This is a genomic window from Synechococcus sp. BDU 130192 (genome assembly GCF_963876085.1).
Classification (GTDB): Bacteria; Cyanobacteriota; Cyanobacteriia; order Cyanobacteriales; family MRBY01; genus MRBY01.
In genome coordinates, this window is the sequence record NZ_CAWNNO010000001.1 from 92105 (window position 1) to 108681 (window position 16577).

Annotated in this window: 15 protein-coding genes; 5 read left to right on the plus strand and 10 right to left on the minus strand. The window is 51.6% G+C overall.

The window, feature by feature from the left end; translation table 11 throughout:
• Positions 1–74: 74 nt before the first annotated feature.
• Positions 75–701 (minus strand): DedA family protein, encoded by a 627-nt coding sequence (locus AACT35_RS00450; RefSeq protein ID WP_099237394.1) that lies wholly within the window; start codon positions 699–701, stop codon positions 75–77.
• A gap of 176 nt (positions 702–877) precedes the next feature.
• Between AACT35_RS00450 and AACT35_RS00455 the strand changes: the two genes are divergently transcribed.
• The 4 genes from AACT35_RS00455 (at position 878) to opcA (ending at position 6923) form a co-directional block, all read left to right on the plus strand.
• Positions 878–2260, plus strand: a complete 1383-nt coding sequence (locus tag AACT35_RS00455; RefSeq protein ID WP_099237396.1) for an efflux RND transporter periplasmic adaptor subunit — start codon at positions 878–880, stop codon at positions 2258–2260.
• Between the two features lie 436 nt (positions 2261–2696).
• On the plus strand, positions 2697–3842 hold the full coding sequence (tal, locus tag AACT35_RS00460) for a transaldolase (protein ID WP_099237398.1): 1146 nt from the start codon (positions 2697–2699) through the stop codon (positions 3840–3842).
• Between the two features lie 95 nt (positions 3843–3937).
• A complete protein-coding gene (zwf, locus tag AACT35_RS00465; protein ID WP_012307073.1) occupies positions 3938–5467 on the plus strand; it encodes a glucose-6-phosphate dehydrogenase in 1530 nt (509 codons plus the stop codon).
• Between the two features lie 121 nt (positions 5468–5588).
• A complete protein-coding gene (opcA, locus tag AACT35_RS00470) occupies positions 5589–6923 on the plus strand; it encodes a glucose-6-phosphate dehydrogenase assembly protein OpcA (protein ID WP_216820499.1) in 1335 nt (444 codons plus the stop codon).
• 17 nt (positions 6924–6940) lie between these two features.
• Here the strand turns inward: opcA and AACT35_RS00475 are convergent, their stop codons facing one another.
• Positions 6941–7603, minus strand: a complete 663-nt coding sequence (locus AACT35_RS00475; protein ID WP_012307071.1) for a Crp/Fnr family transcriptional regulator — start codon at positions 7601–7603, stop codon at positions 6941–6943.
• 145 nt (positions 7604–7748) lie between these two features.
• Between AACT35_RS00475 and AACT35_RS00480 the strand changes: the two genes are divergently transcribed.
• Positions 7749–8492, plus strand: a complete 744-nt coding sequence (locus AACT35_RS00480) for a hypothetical protein (RefSeq protein WP_099237402.1) — start codon at positions 7749–7751, stop codon at positions 8490–8492.
• A 305-nt stretch (positions 8493–8797) separates the two neighbouring features.
• On the opposite strand, the gene AACT35_RS00485 is transcribed toward AACT35_RS00480, so the two are convergent.
• The 8 genes from AACT35_RS00485 to AACT35_RS00520 form a co-directional block, all read right to left on the minus strand.
• The gene (locus AACT35_RS00485; protein WP_030007174.1) at positions 8798–9907 is read right to left on the minus strand and encodes an ABC transporter permease; all 1110 of its coding nucleotides are present in this window, start codon (positions 9905–9907) and stop codon (positions 8798–8800) included.
• 37 nt (positions 9908–9944) lie between these two features.
• The gene (locus tag AACT35_RS00490; protein WP_099237404.1) at positions 9945–10439 is read right to left on the minus strand and encodes a salt stress protein, Slr1339 family; all 495 of its coding nucleotides are present in this window, start codon (positions 10437–10439) and stop codon (positions 9945–9947) included.
• A 58-nt stretch (positions 10440–10497) separates the two neighbouring features.
• Entirely contained in the window at positions 10498–11085 is a 588-nt protein-coding gene (gene aat / locus AACT35_RS00495; protein ID WP_099237406.1) for a leucyl/phenylalanyl-tRNA--protein transferase, read from the minus strand.
• Positions 11086–11136: 51 nt separating this feature from the next.
• The gene (locus AACT35_RS00500; RefSeq protein ID WP_099237408.1) at positions 11137–11805 is read right to left on the minus strand and encodes a response regulator transcription factor; all 669 of its coding nucleotides are present in this window, start codon (positions 11803–11805) and stop codon (positions 11137–11139) included.
• A complete protein-coding gene (locus AACT35_RS00505) occupies positions 11771–13282 on the minus strand; it encodes a sensor histidine kinase (protein WP_099237410.1) in 1512 nt (503 codons plus the stop codon). The genes AACT35_RS00500 and AACT35_RS00505 overlap by 35 nt, the downstream gene beginning before the upstream one ends.
• A complete protein-coding gene (locus AACT35_RS00510) occupies positions 13282–13644 on the minus strand; it encodes a hypothetical protein (protein WP_012307064.1) in 363 nt (120 codons plus the stop codon). Before AACT35_RS00510 ends, AACT35_RS00505 begins: the two co-directional genes overlap by 1 nt.
• Before the next feature lie 107 nt (positions 13645–13751).
• Positions 13752–14744 carry a phosphotransferase family protein gene (locus tag AACT35_RS00515; protein ID WP_099237411.1) on the minus strand — a complete coding sequence of 331 codons (993 nt, stop codon included), beginning with the start codon at positions 14742–14744 and terminating at the stop codon, positions 13752–13754.
• A 2-nt stretch (positions 14745–14746) separates the two neighbouring features.
• A complete protein-coding gene (locus tag AACT35_RS00520) occupies positions 14747–16561 on the minus strand; it encodes an ABC transporter ATP-binding protein (RefSeq protein WP_254047926.1) in 1815 nt (604 codons plus the stop codon).
• Positions 16562–16577: the final 16 nt, after the last annotated feature.

Below are 16577 nucleotides of genomic sequence, written 5' to 3' on the forward strand. Positions count from 1 at the left end.
ATCCACTGAATCATTAGGGGTGACTGGCGAGCGGCTTGCTGGGGTAGACGAGAAAACTTGAAGATTTTCGCGGCTTATTTTTCCGGTTGGTTGCGGGGGCGATACTCCAACCACAGGGGAACAATAATCCAGGCCGCGACGAAGGCAAAAACAAGGAGACCGAATTTCGCCATGAATCGCAACACATCCGCCAGGGGCATGATGCGTCCGAGGAAATAGGGGAGTGTCACCGTCACTGTTCCCCAGGCGATCGCCCCTGCTAAATTGCACAGCAGAAAGATCGGCCAGGCCATCCCCACAATGCCGGCGAAGGGAGCGGCAAAAATCCGAAAAAAGGTGATAAACCGGCCAACAAAAACAGCTTTAGGGGCATTTTCTAAAAACTTTTGTTTAGTTTCGGCGAGCTTTTCGTCACTAATTCTAAAAAAATGGGCCACTTTCTGGAGCAGCGGCAGCCCACCCCACTTTCCCACCAGGTAGCCGATATTATTACCGATGAATGATCCGGCGATCGCCCCACACAAAACCCAGCGGTATTGCAGCTCGCCACTCCCGGCAAAAAAGCCCCCCAGCAGGGTTAACGCTTCTCCGGGGAGGGGGATACCCATATTTTCCAGGCCGATGCCGATAAAAACAGACCAATAGCCATACTCTGTGACGAGGGTTTGCAGGGTTTCTAGGGAAATCAACTCAAGGGTCATGGAGAAAATTTAAGACAATGTTTATATTTTGACACTCCTTTTCGGCGGACGGGGGCCGCCACTGTAACTTTCGGGGTAGGTTATCACCCAAGTTTCTGGGGACTTCTGGCGAAAGCCACCAAATCAGCCCAAAATTTTTTAAGATAATTATTAAGCAATATTACAAATATCCCATCGTGACCCAACTCGCCCCGAAACCGGATCCGACTGATAATCCAGCGATCGCCTCTCAATCGAAGCGGCTACCCTGGCTTGGTTTGGTGGTCGGGATTTTAATCGGGGCGATCGCCACTTATGTAGGGGGGCAATTTTCCAGCTCCCAACCCGAAGAAACCTCATCCGCCCCAACGACAAACCCCAATCAAGCCCCTGGGCGAGCTGTCACGACCTTGACCCTCGAACCCCAGGCGATCGCCAAAACCATGGCGATTGTGGGCACCGTTACCCCCGCTGAGATTGTAGCGGTTACGGCGGCCCGTTCGGGTCTCCAGATTACTAATCTTTTGGTGGATGAAGGGGACAATGTTCAAGCGGGTCAACTGCTGGCCCAACTGGATAATGCCATCCTCCAGGCAGAACTCCGTCAAGCCCAAGCCCAGGTCGCCCAAGCCCAAGCCCGCCTCGCCGAACTCAGAGCCGGAGCCCGCTCCGAAGAACTTGCCCGCGCCCAGGAACAAGTGAACCAAGCCAGGGCCGCCCTCGGTCGGAGTCAAGCGGATCTCAAGCTGAGCGAACAACGCCTACAACGGAACCAAGAATTATTTGAAGCCGGGGCGATCGCCGCCGATACCCTCGATGAGACCCGCACCCGTCGCGATGGTGCCGCCGCCAGTGTCAGTCAAAATCAGGCCACATTACGGGAAGCCGAACAACGCCTGCAAGAATTGCGCCGTGGCCCCCGTCTTGAAACCCTGGCCCAGGCAGAAGCCCAACTACAACAGGCCCAGGCCCAGGTTAGCCTAGTGACCACCCGGTTGCGGGAGACCCAAGTCCGAGCACCACGTTCCGGTAAAATCCTCGAAAAATTCGCTCAACTCGGTGATCTCAGTGCTGCCAGTGAGCCGTTATTTAATCTTTTAGAAGCAGGACAATTAGAACTCGAAGCAAACATTCCCGAAACCCAACTGAATCAGGTCGAAATTGGCCAAACCGTTGAAATTACCAGCGATCGCGATCCCAATCTTCAGCTCACGGGGCAAATCCAAGAGATTGTCCCCACCGTTGACCGACAATCCCGCCAGGCGACCCTAAAAATTAGTTTGCCCCCAGGGACAGACCTCAAGCCAGGGATGTTTTTACGGGGCAATATCCTTCTGGCCCAGGCCCAGGGTTTAGGGGTGCCCACGGAGGCTGTGATTCCCCAGGATGGCGAGCAGGCGACGGTTTTCCGGGTGAATAATGACAACACCGTTACCGCCGTCACTGTCCAACTTGGGGAGCTTTTAGACAATGACCAGATTGAAGTGTTAGGGGGGTTGCAAGCGGGCGATCGCCTGGTGGTAAAAGGAGCCCCCTATCTTAAAGATGGGGACGCCATCGAAATCCAACCCTTCCAATAGGCATTTTTTAGCTAGCGAAAATCAAGGTGGTGAAATCTTAAGTTTTAATGTTTTTTTCTAAAGAAAAATTTTCACTGAAGACGTAATTTTATATTTGTTTAAGAAATGCCAAGGGTTGGGAGAGATTAGCAGCCAAAAAGAGCTTTTCTATGGTCACAACACTGAGCTAGGTAACCCTTTAGGGAAAATTTAACCTGTTTAAAAACAGCCTTTAAAATAATTCTTTCGTCCCGGCAATCCAGACCCCGGCCCTTGAGGTGAGGTAATCCTCACAAATCAGGTCAAGATTTTTTCAAAAAGTGAAAACTTCCTCAACAATCCCCGGCCACTTTTAAAAAGATCTTGTAAGTTGAGAGTAGTGCCCCCACGCACTGTATCAAAACATTAATACCCACTGCTTGGGGGCGATCGCCGCACACAAAAGGAGTAATGACCTATGGCTACCGCAAACCCGATTATTGATATTGAAGACTATGGTCAAAGTATCTGGATGGATAACCTCAGTCGGGATCTAATCACCTCTGGGGAATTGGCACAATTGATCGACAGTCGGGGGATCCATGGGATTACCTCTAATCCAGCAATTTTTGAAAAGGCGATCGCCGGTAACGAAATTTACGACGAGGCGATCAAGCAGGGCATTGCGGCCGGAAAATCCACCCTCGAAATTTACGAATCCATTGTGTTTGAGGACATTGGCAACGCCTGCGATATTTTTGCGGGGGTCTACGAAAAAACCGACGCCCTCGATGGCTATGTGAGCATTGAAGTTCCCCCCAACATTGCCAAAGACACCGAAAGCACGATCAAAGAAGCCCGCCGCTATTTCAAGGAAATTGGTCGTCCCAACGTAATGATCAAAATCCCCGGTACCCCCGAAGGTTTGCCCGCCGTCACCGAGGCGATCGCCGAAGGGATTAACGTCAATGTCACCCTGCTATTTTCTGTACAAGCCTACATCGACACCGCTTGGGCCTACATCGAAGGACTCGAAAAACGCGCCGCTGCCGGGGAAGATATCAGCAACATTGCCTCCGTTGCCAGCTTCTTCCTCAGCCGCATTGACGTCAACATCGACAATCAACTCGATGCCAAAATTAAATCCGGGGTCAGCGAAGATGTCGCCAGCAAGCTGATCGGTCTCAAAGGAAAAGTGGCGATCGCCAACGCAAAAATTGCCTACCAACATTACCTTGAGATTTTCAGTAGCGACCGTTGGCAAGCCCTCGCTGCGAAAGGCGCGAAACCCCAACGACTCCTCTGGGCCAGCACCGGCACCAAAAATCCCGACTATAGCGATGTAATGTATGTCGATGAACTCGTCGGCGCTGACACCGTCAATACCCTGCCCCCCGACACCATCGAAGCCTGTGCCGACCACTGCGATCCCGCCAACCGCATTACTGCCAACGTCGCCCAAGCCAAACAAATCATTGCCGCCCTCGGTGACGCAGATGTGGCGATCGATCTTGACACTGTAATGGCCGAACTCCTCGAAGAAGGGATCGAAAAATTTATCAAGCCCTTCGAATCCCTCATGGACTCCCTCGAAACCAAAGTCAAACAATTGGCCACTGTCTAACCAAACCCACCCCTAAAGTCTCCTCCATAGGGGATTTTAGGGAGATGTCAAAAATCCCTTTCTGATTACCCCATTGCTCCTTCAAACCCAGCCCTATGGTTGCCTTACAAGAAAATCCCCTCAGAGTCGGACTCCGCCAAGAACGCACCCCAGACCCCCTGATCATCGTTATCTTTGGTGCTTCCGGCGATCTCACCCAGCGTAAACTCGTTCCCTCCCTCTACGCCCTCAAAAAAGATAATTTATTGCCACCGGAGATCACTATCGTCGGTGTTGCCCGGCGGGACTGGAGCCACGATTACTTCCGCGAACAAATGCGCCAGGGCATTGAGGAATTTTCCGACGGCATCGGCAGCGAAGACCTCTGGAACAACTTTGCCGAAGGGCTTTTTTATTGTTCCGGCAATATGGACGACCCCGACAGTTACCAGAAACTTAAAACCTTTTTAGACGAACTCGATCAAAAACGAGGTACCAGAGGTAATCGCGTCTTTTACCTTGCGGTCTCTCCGAAGTTTTTCCCGCCTGGCATCAAAAATCTGGGTGCGGCTGGGATGCTCAATGATCCTCTCAAACACCGCCTCGTCATTGAGAAACCTTTTGGCAAAGATCTCAGTTCTGCCCAAGTTTTAAACAATGTCGTTAAAAACGTCTGCCGTGAAGAACAGGTTTACCGTATTGACCACTACCTCGGCAAAGAAACTGTCCAAAACCTGTTGGTCTTTCGGTTTGCCAACGCCATCTTTGAACCCCTCTGGAATCGCCATTACGTCGATCACGTGCAAATTACCGTCGCCGAAACCGTCGGTGTCGAAGATCGTGCAGGTTATTACGAAACCTCCGGCGCCCTGCGGGATATGTTGCAAAATCACCTGATGCAACTGTTTTGTTTAACGGCGATGGAAGCGCCCAATGCTTTAAATGCCGACAGTATTCGCAGCGAAAAAACCAAGGTATTACAGGCTACCCACCTCGCCGATATCCATAATCTTGATAAATCAGCGATTCGAGGACAATACAAAGCAGGTTGGATGAAAGGCAAACCCGTTCCCGGTTACCGGGAAGAATCCGGCGTCAATCCCGAATCAACGACGCCCACCTACGTGGCGATGAAATTTATGGTAGATAATTGGCGCTGGCAAGGGGTGCCTTTCTATCTGCGCACCGGCAAGCGTTTGCCCAAGAAAGTTTCAGAAATTGCAATTCAATTTAAGCAGGTGCCCCTGGCGATCTTCCCATCGGCAGCAAAACAGGCGAATCCCAATACCCTGGCCCTGCGAATTCAACCCAATGAGGGCATTTCCCTACGCTTTGAGGCCAAAATGCCCGGCGCAGATATTAGAACCCGCAGCGTGGATATGGATTTTAGCTATGGAACATCCTTTGCCATGGCCACCCAGGATGCTTACACCCGACTGCTTTTAGATTGTATGGTCGGTGATCAAACTCTCTTTACCCGGGCCGATGAGGTGGAGGAGGCTTGGCGTGTGGTGACACCAGCTCTAGCGGCGTGGGATGGGCCAGCGGATCCTAGCAATGTGCCCCAATATGAGGCGGGGACTTGGGAACCGACAGAAGCGGAATTTTTGATTAATCGGGATGGTCGCCGTTGGCGTCGGTTGTAGAGGCGAATTTCCAATTTTAGGGAACAAATATCGGCTCTCAGTGTTTGTTTATTTTTGATTTCTTAATTCTTTTCGCACGCAAATTTCGCAAAAAACTCTCTAAGCAATCTCTGGAAAAATTATGACTATTTCAGCACCCCTTGTTTCTTTGCAAGCTCCGAAGGATGTCTCGATTGAGGAGATTGAAGCGGAACTGGCACAACTCTGGCAAAATTACCGCTCCGATGAGGGCATGAGTGCCACCCGGGCCACCACCTTTAGTTTTTTGGTCTATGAGCCGGACGATTCCCAAGCATTGTTGGCAAGTTTAGGATTTTATTCGGGGCCAATCGATGGGATCGCTGGTTCGCGCACGGTGGCAGCAATCCGGGCTGCTCAAAAAGCCTATGGTTTTGAGGAAACCGGTAAGATTTCACCGGAATTACTCGCGAAGCTCCGGGAAATGTGGGAGTGCCAGAGTCAGGATCAAGGCTGCCAACCGTTGACCTATTCGGCCGATCTGAGTAGTTCTGGGGTGGCCGATGCGATCGCCGCTGCGAATCCCTGTCGAATCATTACCCTTTGTCCCACCACCGGTGAAGATGAAGGCGTTTCCGCCCAGGTCTCGGCCTATTGTCCGATTAATAAACGGGGCGGTAGCACCCTTGTTTGTTGCGAGTACATTACCCTGAGTGGCACAGCGGCAGCCCTAGAGCGCATTGGGGGCCTAATTACAGCTTTGATGGTGCGGGATTTGCCAAAATTCATCTGGTGGAAGGCAGTGCCAGATAGCAACTATGGCCTTTTTCAACGGTTGATGGCCGAAGCAGATACCCTCATCCTCGATTCCAGTGGCTTCCGGGATGCCGAAGCAGATCTCAAGGTTGTGTGCGAACTGTTGCAACAGGGCACCAACACCGCCGATCTCAATTGGAGTCGCTTAGCAGCTTGGCAAGAGTTAACCGCCGCTGCCTTTGACCCCCCAGAACGACGGGAAGCCATCTGGGATGTAGACCATGTGACCCTCAACTACGAAAAAGGGAATGCCACCCAAGCGATTTTGTTTTTAGGCTGGCTCGCCAGTCGCCTCGGCTGGCATCCGACGGACATCGAACGGGAATCAGGGGATTATGAGATTCACCGCATTCGTTTTGGCGATCGCCACAAAAAAGCAATTACGGCTGAACTAGTAGGTCTACCCATGGCCGATGTGGGGGATATCGTCGGCGATCTCGTGAGCCTCAAACTCACCTCCAATAACCTTGATGCCGATTGTTGCACCGTGATTTGTTCAGAAACCTCTGGCTGTATGCACATGGAGTCGGGTGGTGGTGCGCAATCCTGCCGCATTGAACAGGTCACCCCCTTGGCCGATCAAGCAACCGAGCATCTCCTGGGGCAACAGCTCCAACGCTGGGGCAAAGATGTTCTCTACACCGAAACCATGGAACAGGTGCGTCAAATCCTCGCCCTTTAACCCTTTAAATTTCATTTTCAGTGGCTGAGGCGAACCTGAAACCGATCCGCCTGGGTGAGTTGAATTTTATCCGCTTGCATGAGTTGTTTGAGGAGGCGATTGACCGTTACCTGAGTGGCCCCCAGAACCTCAGACAATTGCTTGCTGGTGAGGGGAAATGGAATCATCATTCCTTCCGGGGAAGGGTTGCCGTGGGTCCGCCCCAACATTTCTAGGTATAGCCACAGCCGATCAATAGTTTTACGTTGGCACAGGAGGGTCTGCTCTAGGCGCTGGTGTTGCTGCTGGTGCCGGAGCGCTTGTAATACGTTGTTTTTTAGGGTGGGCCACTGGTCGAGATCTTCCCAGTAGAGCCAAAAGACTTCTGTTTGATCTACCTGGGCGATCGCCTGGAACGAGATCATCGGACTGCGGTAGATATCAATGGGTTGATCGGCCCCAATAAACGCCAAAATTACCGGCTGTCCATCTAGGGAAAGGGAAGGCTGGAAATGCCGCAGACGACTTTCAAGGCGCACAAATCCTTTCGTGACAAAGTAGAGCAAACCGGGTCGGGTAGGAATGGTTTCTTCCTGGAAAAACGTCCGACTCCGACAGTGGGCGATCGCCCATTCTTGCAAAAACTCTGTGATTAAAGGCGAGTGGGGCTTAATTTCGTCAAGGGCAAAGAACTGAGACATTACTTAATAGATACACAAAAATACGCAAAAAAAGAGTGAATATGAGTGAGCTGATCTTGGGTCGGTTTTAGGGGCCATTAATACGGGCAAAAGCTGCGGAAAGCTCTATCATCCTAAAAGATCCCCCTAGTCCAGGCAAGCTGCAATGGCGTCCATTTCAGTCATAACCCAGGATGGCAATTTAACCAACGATCTTCGCGTACACCTCGCCCAGGCGGGAGATCTTGCCAAAGCCAGTGAAATTCCGCTCCAGCTCTGTTTCCAACGGCAAGGCATCGGTTTTCGGTCGGCGATCGCCTTAAAATTGGCCGCCCACAGCCACCAGTCTCCCCAGACCATTGCCCAGGCATATCTCGCTCAGCTCACTACTCCAACGCCGCAATCAAATTTAAAACACCGAACTGCAACGACGGTATTCACCTATGAGGCGATCGCCACCCCCCAGGGTTGGTTAGAATTTTTTTTGATGCCGACGGAGATCGGCCGCTGGCTAGATCAAATATTACAGCGAGAAAATCTGATTTTCCCTCAGTTGCCCTCAGATCTTTTATTCTCTTGTCATTACCTACAGCAACGCTTCCAAGACCTCAGTCGCCTCGCCACTGACTACACCACTGATACGCCCCAATGGAATTTTGAAAAAACTCTTTTGCCCGCCTGGGAGCAAGCTCTCCTAGAGGCGATCGCCCGTTGTGTCCTAGGGAGTTTCCATCGCTCACCCAAACCCCATCTTTTTGCCACCCTCGAACAAACTCTCTGGGAAGTACAGCGCCGTTGCCCTCTATTTTATTTTCTCCGTGAAAATTCCACCCAAGGCCGTCATTATTGGCAGTGGTTTACCTATCTCGCCCAATTTTTAGCCCGCTATCTTCCACAATTAGAAAATTAATTCACAAGACTCAAAGGCAGTGGGACGTTAGCTTTCACGCTTTTTTTGATTGGTCTATTTAAAATTTTCGACACAAAACTTGAAAAAAACATGGCAGTTTGAGAAAAGATGGTCTACACTTACAGGTGTGTGAGGAGCGAACCAGAAAGAAGACCGAGACGAAACACGGAAAGTCGCCGGTCTTTTTTCTGTGCCCAACACAAAAATATCCCAGGGTTACATCGCTACGAACAATCACCCCAGGATTCACAACAGTCTTTAGTTTTCTTAAATCAATACACCCCAGCGGCTAGTTGCAACAGGGTTCAGTCTTGGCGGTTTTGGAGGCTCTTTGGATCGAGGGCATCCCGTAGCCCGTCACCGAGCAGGTTAAAGGCCAGCACCGTCACGATAATCAAAATTGCGGGTGACCACACCAGCCAGGGTTGCAAGACCAAAATAGACGCATTGGTACTCAAAGAGAGCAGATTGCCCCAACTGGGGTCGGGCTGTTGAATGCCGAGGCCAATCAAGCTCAATACCGATTCGGCAATGATAAATCCTGGTACGGCGAGGGTTGCGGAGATAATCGCATAGCTCGCCGTTTGGGGCAGGATATGTTTGGTGATGATGTAGAGCGATCGCCCCCCCGTTGCTTGGGCCGCCTGGACAAATTCTTGGTTTTTAATCGAGAGCACTTGACCCCGGATCACCCGCGCCAGGCCAGACCAGCTAATGAACGAGGTAATCAATACGATCAAGAGGAATCGCTGGGCACTGGTTAAACTCGCGGGCAGAATTGCCGCCAGGGAAACGAGGAGATAAATCCCCGGAATGGTCATCAACACTTCCACAAAGCGCATCAAGACCGCATCGATCCAGCCGCCAAAATAGCCGGAAATGCCACCGATGAGCATCCCCAAGGGAAAGGAAATGACAATCCCCACCAGGCCAATGAACAGGCTAATGCGGCCCCCATGGAGTAAGCGACTGAATTGATCGCGCCCCTGTTCGTCGGTGCCGAGGAGATTAAAGCGGGCCTCGCCGACCACTCCAAATAAATGGCGATCGCCCCGGATGCCCGGAAAGATAATTTTTTCCTCGAAGGTCGGGGGCACGGGCAATTTGATCTGGAACAGTTGGTAAGGATCACCTTTCACAAAGAGGCGCAGCGGTTGGGGGTTATCGGTATCGACAATCAGTTGGCGATCGCCCGTGTCGAGATCCGTCGGCCCCTGGCTGGTGGGATAAACATGGGGGGTGCCATTGCGCCAGTGGATCGCTGTGGGCGGCATTAAAGAACCATCTGCCTGGGACACATAGGGGTCATAGGGGGCAAAAAAGTCAGCACCAATGACGAGGACATAAAAGGTGATCAGGATAATTGCGCCCAAACGCGCCAGGGTATTATTTCGAAGTTTGCGCCACCAATCCATAGTTACTGCCAGGGTTGCCAAAAATAATTGTGTCCCCTCATTCTAATGCCTGCAGATACTCGATCGCGGCGGCAAGCTGGGAGTCATAGCCCTCGGCAAAGTCCATAAACCAGAGCCCTTCATTGGAGAGGGGATCCAGTTGCTTGAGCCAAGTTTCGGCTTTGGTACGCCAATATTTAGCCTGGGCCTGTTTTTGCTTTTCGGCGGCGGCGATCGCCTTGAGGTCTGTTTCCGGGAGGGGCTGCTGGGCTTGCTTTTGCTGTTCGGCGATTAGTTGGTTAATGTCTTGGTACAGACGGTGATTTTTTTCACAATCTTTGAGTTTGTTGGCGGTCGTTTCCTGTTCGAGGGCTTGCAACATGGACGAAAGGCGATCGCCCTGGGATGACTTTTCTCCAGTCGGCTGCGGGCGGGCTTGGTATTCCTGCTGGAGGGCCGCTAGGGTTTGATCCAGGCCATTGTCCGGTGGCTGTGGTGCTGCCGCGCGATGTTGATTTTCTAAATCCCGTAGCAAATCATCAAGGGAAGCCATCGTTCAATCCATTGCCGAAGAAATCTCACCTTAATTATAAAAAGATCTTTCCCCTTCTTTAATCCGGCGCAAACTGACACCGCAAACGCACCGCCTGGGCTAACAACCGTCGATAATCCTGGTTATCAATAACGTAGGAACCAAATCGCTCTAGGTGCGGATTTTGCAACTGGGCATCAAACAGAATAAAGCCTTGCCGCCGCAGATGTTCGACTAAAAGAACCATTGCCACCTTTGAACCATTGGGAATTTGAAAAAACATCGACTCCCCGATAAATGCCCCACCAATGGCGATGCCTAAAATCCCCCCAGCTAATTGATCCCCCCGCCAGGTTTCAAAACTGTGGGCCCACCCAGCCCGGTGCAACGCCCGATAAATGTCTAGTAATTCCGGCGAAATCCAGGTCACATCCCGGTTGGCACAGCCGGCACACACCGCCTCAAAGGCTTGGTTAATTTTGGGGGTAAAAATCTGTTGATTGAGCGATCGCCTCAGGGATTTGGGATAACGAAACCGACTATCTAGGGGAATCAAAGTCCGTTGCCGACTCGAATACCAACCCAAATGCTGTTGCTCATCCGCCATCAGAAAATAGCCCTGGGAATATCCTTCTAAAATTGCTGGCAGATTAAAACGGCTGATCATACATTGCCCACGACGGAATTTTTCAACTGTACCAGGCGATCGCCCTGACATTTAGGTCTTGAGGCGATAACCAATGCCCCGCACCGTCTCGATGAGATCACTGCCCAACTTTTTACGGAGATAGCCAATGTACACATCGACGATATTCGAGCCTGGATCGTAATCATAGCCCCACACCTGATCCAAGAGCTGTTGACGGCTGAGGACTTGGTTGGGATGACGGAGCAACGTTTCTAACAGGATAAATTCACGGGTGGGCAACTCTAACCAAACATCCCCTTGCCTGACCCGCCGCGCCTTGAGATCTAGCTCCAACGTCTGGGTTTTCAGACACATCGGCTCTGGGGTCGCCCTTGGGGTAAAGGTGCGTAACCGCGCTTGGACACGGGCCAGGAGTTCTTTAAAACTAAACGGTTTACCCAAGTAATCGTCGGCACCAAGGTTTAAGCCAGTTACTTTGTCGTCGAGGTCATCGCGGGCCGTGAGGATAATAATTGGGGCCGTGACCCCCTGACCGCGCAGATCATGGAGCACCTCTAAACCATCGGCATCGGGCAAGCCTAAATCTAAGATCAACAGGGCAAAGGGATATTGCAAGGCCCAGTCTAGGGCTTCTTTGGCGGTGCTGGCGATGGTCACCGTAAAGCCTTCGCTTTTAAACCCCTTTTCAAGGAAGGAAGCGATTCTAGGTTCGTCTTCGATAATCAGAATCTGGGTCATAGGGAATCGTCAGGGTAAATGTACTGCCTTTGTTTAACTCGCTTTCGACGGTAATGCTGCCGCCATGGGCGATCGCCACCTGCTTAACGATGGCTAACCCCAGGCCTGAGCCTTCTGTGCCCCGTACTTGGCGGCCCCGGGCAAACCGTTCAAAAATCCGTGTTTGGTCAGCGGCGGCAATTCCCTGCCCACTATCTTGTAACCAAAATTGTAAATTTTTCCCGGTGCGAGTGACCCCTAGGCAAATTTCGTCATGGGGTTGGGTGTGTTGAACGGCGTTTTGGGCGAGATTAATTAGCGCTTGGGTTAACCGTTGGCGATCGCCCCAGAGAATACCCGTCACCATTCCCTGCCGTTGCCATTGGCGAGGACTAGACGTTAAAGCCGTAATTTTCGTGTAAAGCTCTTCTAAAAATGACTCTATATCAATCGGCTCATAGTGCAAAAAATTAGGCCGCTCCAACTTCGCCAACAGGATCAACTCTTGCACCAAGCGGCCCATGCGATCCAGTTCATCTAAAACTAATTCCACCGTTTTTTGTTCTTCGAGGGGCAGTTGGGCGATCGCCATCAATTCCAAATGACCCCGAATAATCGTGATCGGCGTACGCAGTTCATGGCCCACATCATTAAGAAACTGCCGCTGATTTTCAAAGGCCGTTTCCAGTCGGTCTAGCATCGAGTTAAAAGCCTGGGCTAAATTGGCCAATTCCCCCTGGGTGGTGATGGGAATCCGTCGCGTCAGGTTGGATTCATTAATGCTTGTTGCCGTTTTCAAAATTAAAGTTAGGGGTGCTAAAACCCGCCCTGCAATCACGGCACTCACCGCAATGGACAAACAAAAAACCCCGATCAACGTCGCAAAAACAATTTTTAAAGACGTGAGAGTTTCATTGTGTTCCCCCGCCACAGCATGGACAGCAATAAAGCGCCCCAGAATATCCCCTGCCTCATTTTCGATGGGGAGCGCCACATACAAAATGTCCCCCGTTTCCGAATTGGGACGCGGATCAACTCCCTCTTCCCAGCGGTTTACCTGGGCCAAGCGTTGCAAAAGAGAAGAATCTGCCTGGAGGGTCGGCGGTAGTGCTTCGGGGCTAGAGCGATAAAATTCCTCGGCAATCACGCCAACGATAAAAGTGTCGTCCTCCGGTACCCGACGGGCCAGATACAGATTAAACAAAGAAATCAGATCCGCCGGAGTAGAGAGGGGCAAAATCTCGGTTTCTCGGAGGGCAAGCCGTTGTTTTACTTGGGGGTCATTGTTAAGCAACCCCTCAAACAAATAGACATCTTCCTTGAGATCATTTCTGACCCGCTGGTTAATGTTGCTAAATACCAAGTGCAACATCAGGGGAAAGGAAATGGCCAGGAACCCCGATAACAGCAGTAAATACCAGAAAAAAACGCGACCCCGAACCGAGAGAAAATGGATTCGCAGCAGTTTAAGCCATTGTTTGGGGGAAAAGACGACCATTAACGCTGGAAGAGGGAGCGTTGGGGTAGGGGGCGTTCAATAATACCGGCCACTTGGGTTGCGGCATTGAGATTAAGACTCAGGGCTTGTTTTGCCCAAATATTACCTTGAATCACTGCGCCGTTGGCAATGAGGGTGCCTCTGGGTTGGACGACGACATCACCTCGTACGGTGGTTTGCCGGAGAATGCAGGTGGCTCCGGAAGGGACTTCGAGATCCCCAATGGCGATCGCCCCTAAACTTCCCTTGCATTGGGTCGCCTGGGCGAGTACGGGGAAGAGTCCGAAAACCCCCATGGCAAAGGCCACGCCCAGTCCCAATCGGCAAAACGGGGATTGTAAATAATGCTGATACTGACCCATGGGAAAATAGCCAATTTTTAAAGGATAGGGATTGTCGGGCAGATTGCTTCAATTCTAAGGATGACCGAGAGCAATGAAACAACATTGAAAATTCCATGAGAAGTTTCTCATCTAACCTGTTGTAGTTGTTCGGCAAGGCGATCGCCACAGAGTTCGATCAGGGTGGGAATATTCGGGCGACGCTCTGGAATACGCCAACTAATGGCAATATGCCGTAGGAGAGTGAGGTTAGCGTAGATATCAATAGCTTGACTCAGATGGGAGCTTTCTGAGGACTGTTTTGACAAAAAAGCCGTCTTTAAATCCTGTTCCTGACTAACCATGGCACCGGGATCACCCAAAGTGCGGAGGCTCTGTTCGGTCATGTGGGCGATAAAATTCCCCAGATCAACGGCGGGATCCCCCTGGCAATAGAGGTCGAGATCCACCAACCAGAGGCGATCGCCTTCTACCAAAATTTGATCAGGGTAAAAATCCCGGTGAATTGTTGTCAAAGGACGGGAATGCTGTTCTAAGATTTGTCCTAGCCGTTCACTCTGGGCGATGAAATGTTGAATTTTTCCCTGCCATTGGGGTTGCTGTTGGGCAAAATCCCGGAGGCGATCGCCAAGAATCTGTAATTCATCAGCAATGGTATGGGTCTTTGGGGTGGGTACGGAATAGGTGTGGAGTTTGTGGGCAAGGGCAGCAATTTTTTCGGGTAAATCTGGCTGGGTGATCAATAAATCGGTTGCGGGTTGACCAGGCACCCAGCGTTGCAGCCACATCCGCCAGGGTTCAACAATACCGAGAGGTTCCGGCACCGATAAGCCATCTTCACTATCCCCGTGGAAGCCGTTTTCCCATAACGCTCGCTGGTAGCCATAACTTTTGTAATCTGTTCCCTTGGCGCGAATTTTGCCGAGAATAATCTGTTCCCCTGCGTCGGTTTCCAGATAATAAGCAATCAAGGCCCGGCGTCCGATTTTATGGCGTAGCAGTTCGGCCTTGATCACCCTCCGCACAGTGGGAAAAATGGTAATGAAATGCGGCTGGGCTAACTGGAGGTCGAGGGCAAACGGTAGCCAGGGCATTTTGGGATCAGGGTAAATTTCTGCCATGGTTAACGCCCCAAGGATTGAGTGACGGTTGCGAGGGTTTGCCGTTGGAAAAGGTCAGCATAGACGCCCTGGCGAGCCAGTAATTCGGCGTGGGTGCCCTGTTCCTGGATTTGCCCTTGGTCGAGGTAGAGGATTTGGTCGGCGGCGATCGCCAACTGGAGATTGTGGGTCACCAGAAATGTGGTGCGATTTTCCGCTAACCGTTCTAGGGCTTCAAAAACTAACTGTTCATTGACTTTATCCAAGCCACTGGTGGGTTCATCTAGGATCAAAATCGGGGTTTGTCGCATCGCGGCCCTGGCGATCGCCAACCGTTGCCGTTGTCCACCAGAAAGGGTCGTCCCCCGTTCCCCCACCACCGTGTCGTAGCCCTGGGGCAGTTGCAAGATAAAGTCATGGGCATTGGCTAAACGGGCCGCCGCTTCGATCTTGGCCATCGTTGCGTTCTCGATGCCATAGGCGATATTTTCCCGGATCGTTGCCGCAAACAGTAAACTCTCCTGCAGCACCACCGCCATTTGGTTCCGGAGGCTCGTCAGTTGATAATCCCGCAGATCCTGATCATCAATCAGAATTTTCCCCGCTGTTGGGTCATAGAGGCGCAACAACAAGCTGAGAAGCGTCGATTTTCCACTGCCGGAAGCGCCAACGAGGGCAATTTTTTCGCCGGGTTGCACCGTTAAATTTAGCCCTTTAAGAATTCCTTGGTCGGGATGATAGCCAAAGGAGACATCTTTAAATTCAATCACCCCCCGGAGAGATGGCGCGGCGATCGCCCCTGGTTTGTCCTGAATATCCGGGGTTTCCGCCAAAATATTTAAAATCCTTTCCCCTGATGCCGCCGCCTTTGCCAGACGCCCAGTATATTTCGCAAAATTCTGCACGGGTTTGTAAGCATTGCGCAGATAGGTTAAAAACACCAAAACTGTTCCTGGCGTGAGGGCATCTTCGATCACGAGATGCGCCCCGTAGCCCATCACCAAGGCCGTACTTAGGGCAATCAGCACATCCACCACCCGCTCCAGGTTTGCGGCCAATCGTTTGGTTTCAATACTCTTCTGGAGGCTCTGTTGGTTTTGATGGCTAAAGAGATCCGCAAAGGCCTGCTCTAGGGAAAGGGCTTGCACCAGTTTAATCGCGGCGAGGGATTCGGCGGCGGTGGCAGCGACGGCCCCTTCCCGGTGGCGTTGGGTGAGGGAAGCACGGCGAATTTTGGCACTTAAACGGCTGGCAGCAAACCAAAACAGCGGAAAAGTCACGAGGGATAAGAGGGTGAGTTTCAAATCAAGCCAGGCCATTACCCCAAGCATTCCCCCCAGGGTTAAAAGACTAACCACCAGGGGCAACGCCGCCGTGAGCAAAATTTCCTGGAGACGGTTTGCATCGCTACTGACGCGGATAATTAGATCGCCGCTGCGGGCTTGGTAGTGGTAGCGCAGGGAAAGCCGTTGCAGATGGCCATAGAGTTGATCCCGCACCTGGGCCATGACGCGACTACCGACGATCGCCAAACTGACGGTATTCCAATAGGTGGCGATCGCCCGACTGACGGCAATCACAATGACTCCAGCCGCAATTAAAACTAATAGCCAGGCGGGATCGAGATTTGTAAAACCAAGAAAAGCCAGGGTCGGTTGAGTTTGAGCGGGAATCAGCACCCCATCAATGAGCAGCTTGAGGGGCCAGGGTTCCAATAGCCGCAACCCCACATCCGCCAGTAAAGTCACCATCGCCACTAGCAAGAGTCGCCACTGGGCACGAATTTGGGGCCAAAAGGTGGTGATTACAGCCCAGAGGCCAGGGACAGCTTGGGTCATGGGGGAGGCACGGTGC

What these genes read in the sequence shown, in the direction of transcription:
- AACT35_RS00450 (WP_099237394.1), bottom strand. Translation starts at nt 701, where the DNA reads ATGACCCTTGAGTTGATTTCCCTAGAAACCCTGCAAACCCTCGTCACA.
- tal (WP_099237398.1), top strand. Translation starts at nt 2,697, where the DNA reads ATGGCTACCGCAAACCCGATTATTGATATTGAAGACTATGGTCAAAGT.
- zwf (WP_012307073.1), top strand. Translation starts at nt 3,938, where the DNA reads ATGGTTGCCTTACAAGAAAATCCCCTCAGAGTCGGACTCCGCCAAGAA.
- opcA (WP_216820499.1), top strand. Translation starts at nt 5,589, where the DNA reads ATGACTATTTCAGCACCCCTTGTTTCTTTGCAAGCTCCGAAGGATGTC.
- AACT35_RS00475 (WP_012307071.1), bottom strand. Translation starts at nt 7,603, where the DNA reads ATGTCTCAGTTCTTTGCCCTTGACGAAATTAAGCCCCACTCGCCTTTA.
- AACT35_RS00480 (WP_099237402.1), top strand. Translation starts at nt 7,749, where the DNA reads ATGGCGTCCATTTCAGTCATAACCCAGGATGGCAATTTAACCAACGAT.
- AACT35_RS00485 (WP_030007174.1), bottom strand. Translation starts at nt 9,907, where the DNA reads ATGGATTGGTGGCGCAAACTTCGAAATAATACCCTGGCGCGTTTGGGC.
- AACT35_RS00490 (WP_099237404.1), bottom strand. Translation starts at nt 10,439, where the DNA reads ATGGCTTCCCTTGATGATTTGCTACGGGATTTAGAAAATCAACATCGC.
- aat (WP_099237406.1), bottom strand. Translation starts at nt 11,085, where the DNA reads ATGATCAGCCGTTTTAATCTGCCAGCAATTTTAGAAGGATATTCCCAG.
- AACT35_RS00500 (WP_099237408.1), bottom strand. Translation starts at nt 11,805, where the DNA reads ATGACCCAGATTCTGATTATCGAAGACGAACCTAGAATCGCTTCCTTC.
- AACT35_RS00505 (WP_099237410.1), bottom strand. Translation starts at nt 13,282, where the DNA reads ATGGTCGTCTTTTCCCCCAAACAATGGCTTAAACTGCTGCGAATCCAT.
- AACT35_RS00510 (WP_012307064.1), bottom strand. Translation starts at nt 13,644, where the DNA reads ATGGGTCAGTATCAGCATTATTTACAATCCCCGTTTTGCCGATTGGGA.
- AACT35_RS00515 (WP_099237411.1), bottom strand. Translation starts at nt 14,744, where the DNA reads ATGGCAGAAATTTACCCTGATCCCAAAATGCCCTGGCTACCGTTTGCC.
- AACT35_RS00520 (WP_254047926.1), bottom strand. Translation starts at nt 16,561, where the DNA reads ATGACCCAAGCTGTCCCTGGCCTCTGGGCTGTAATCACCACCTTTTGG.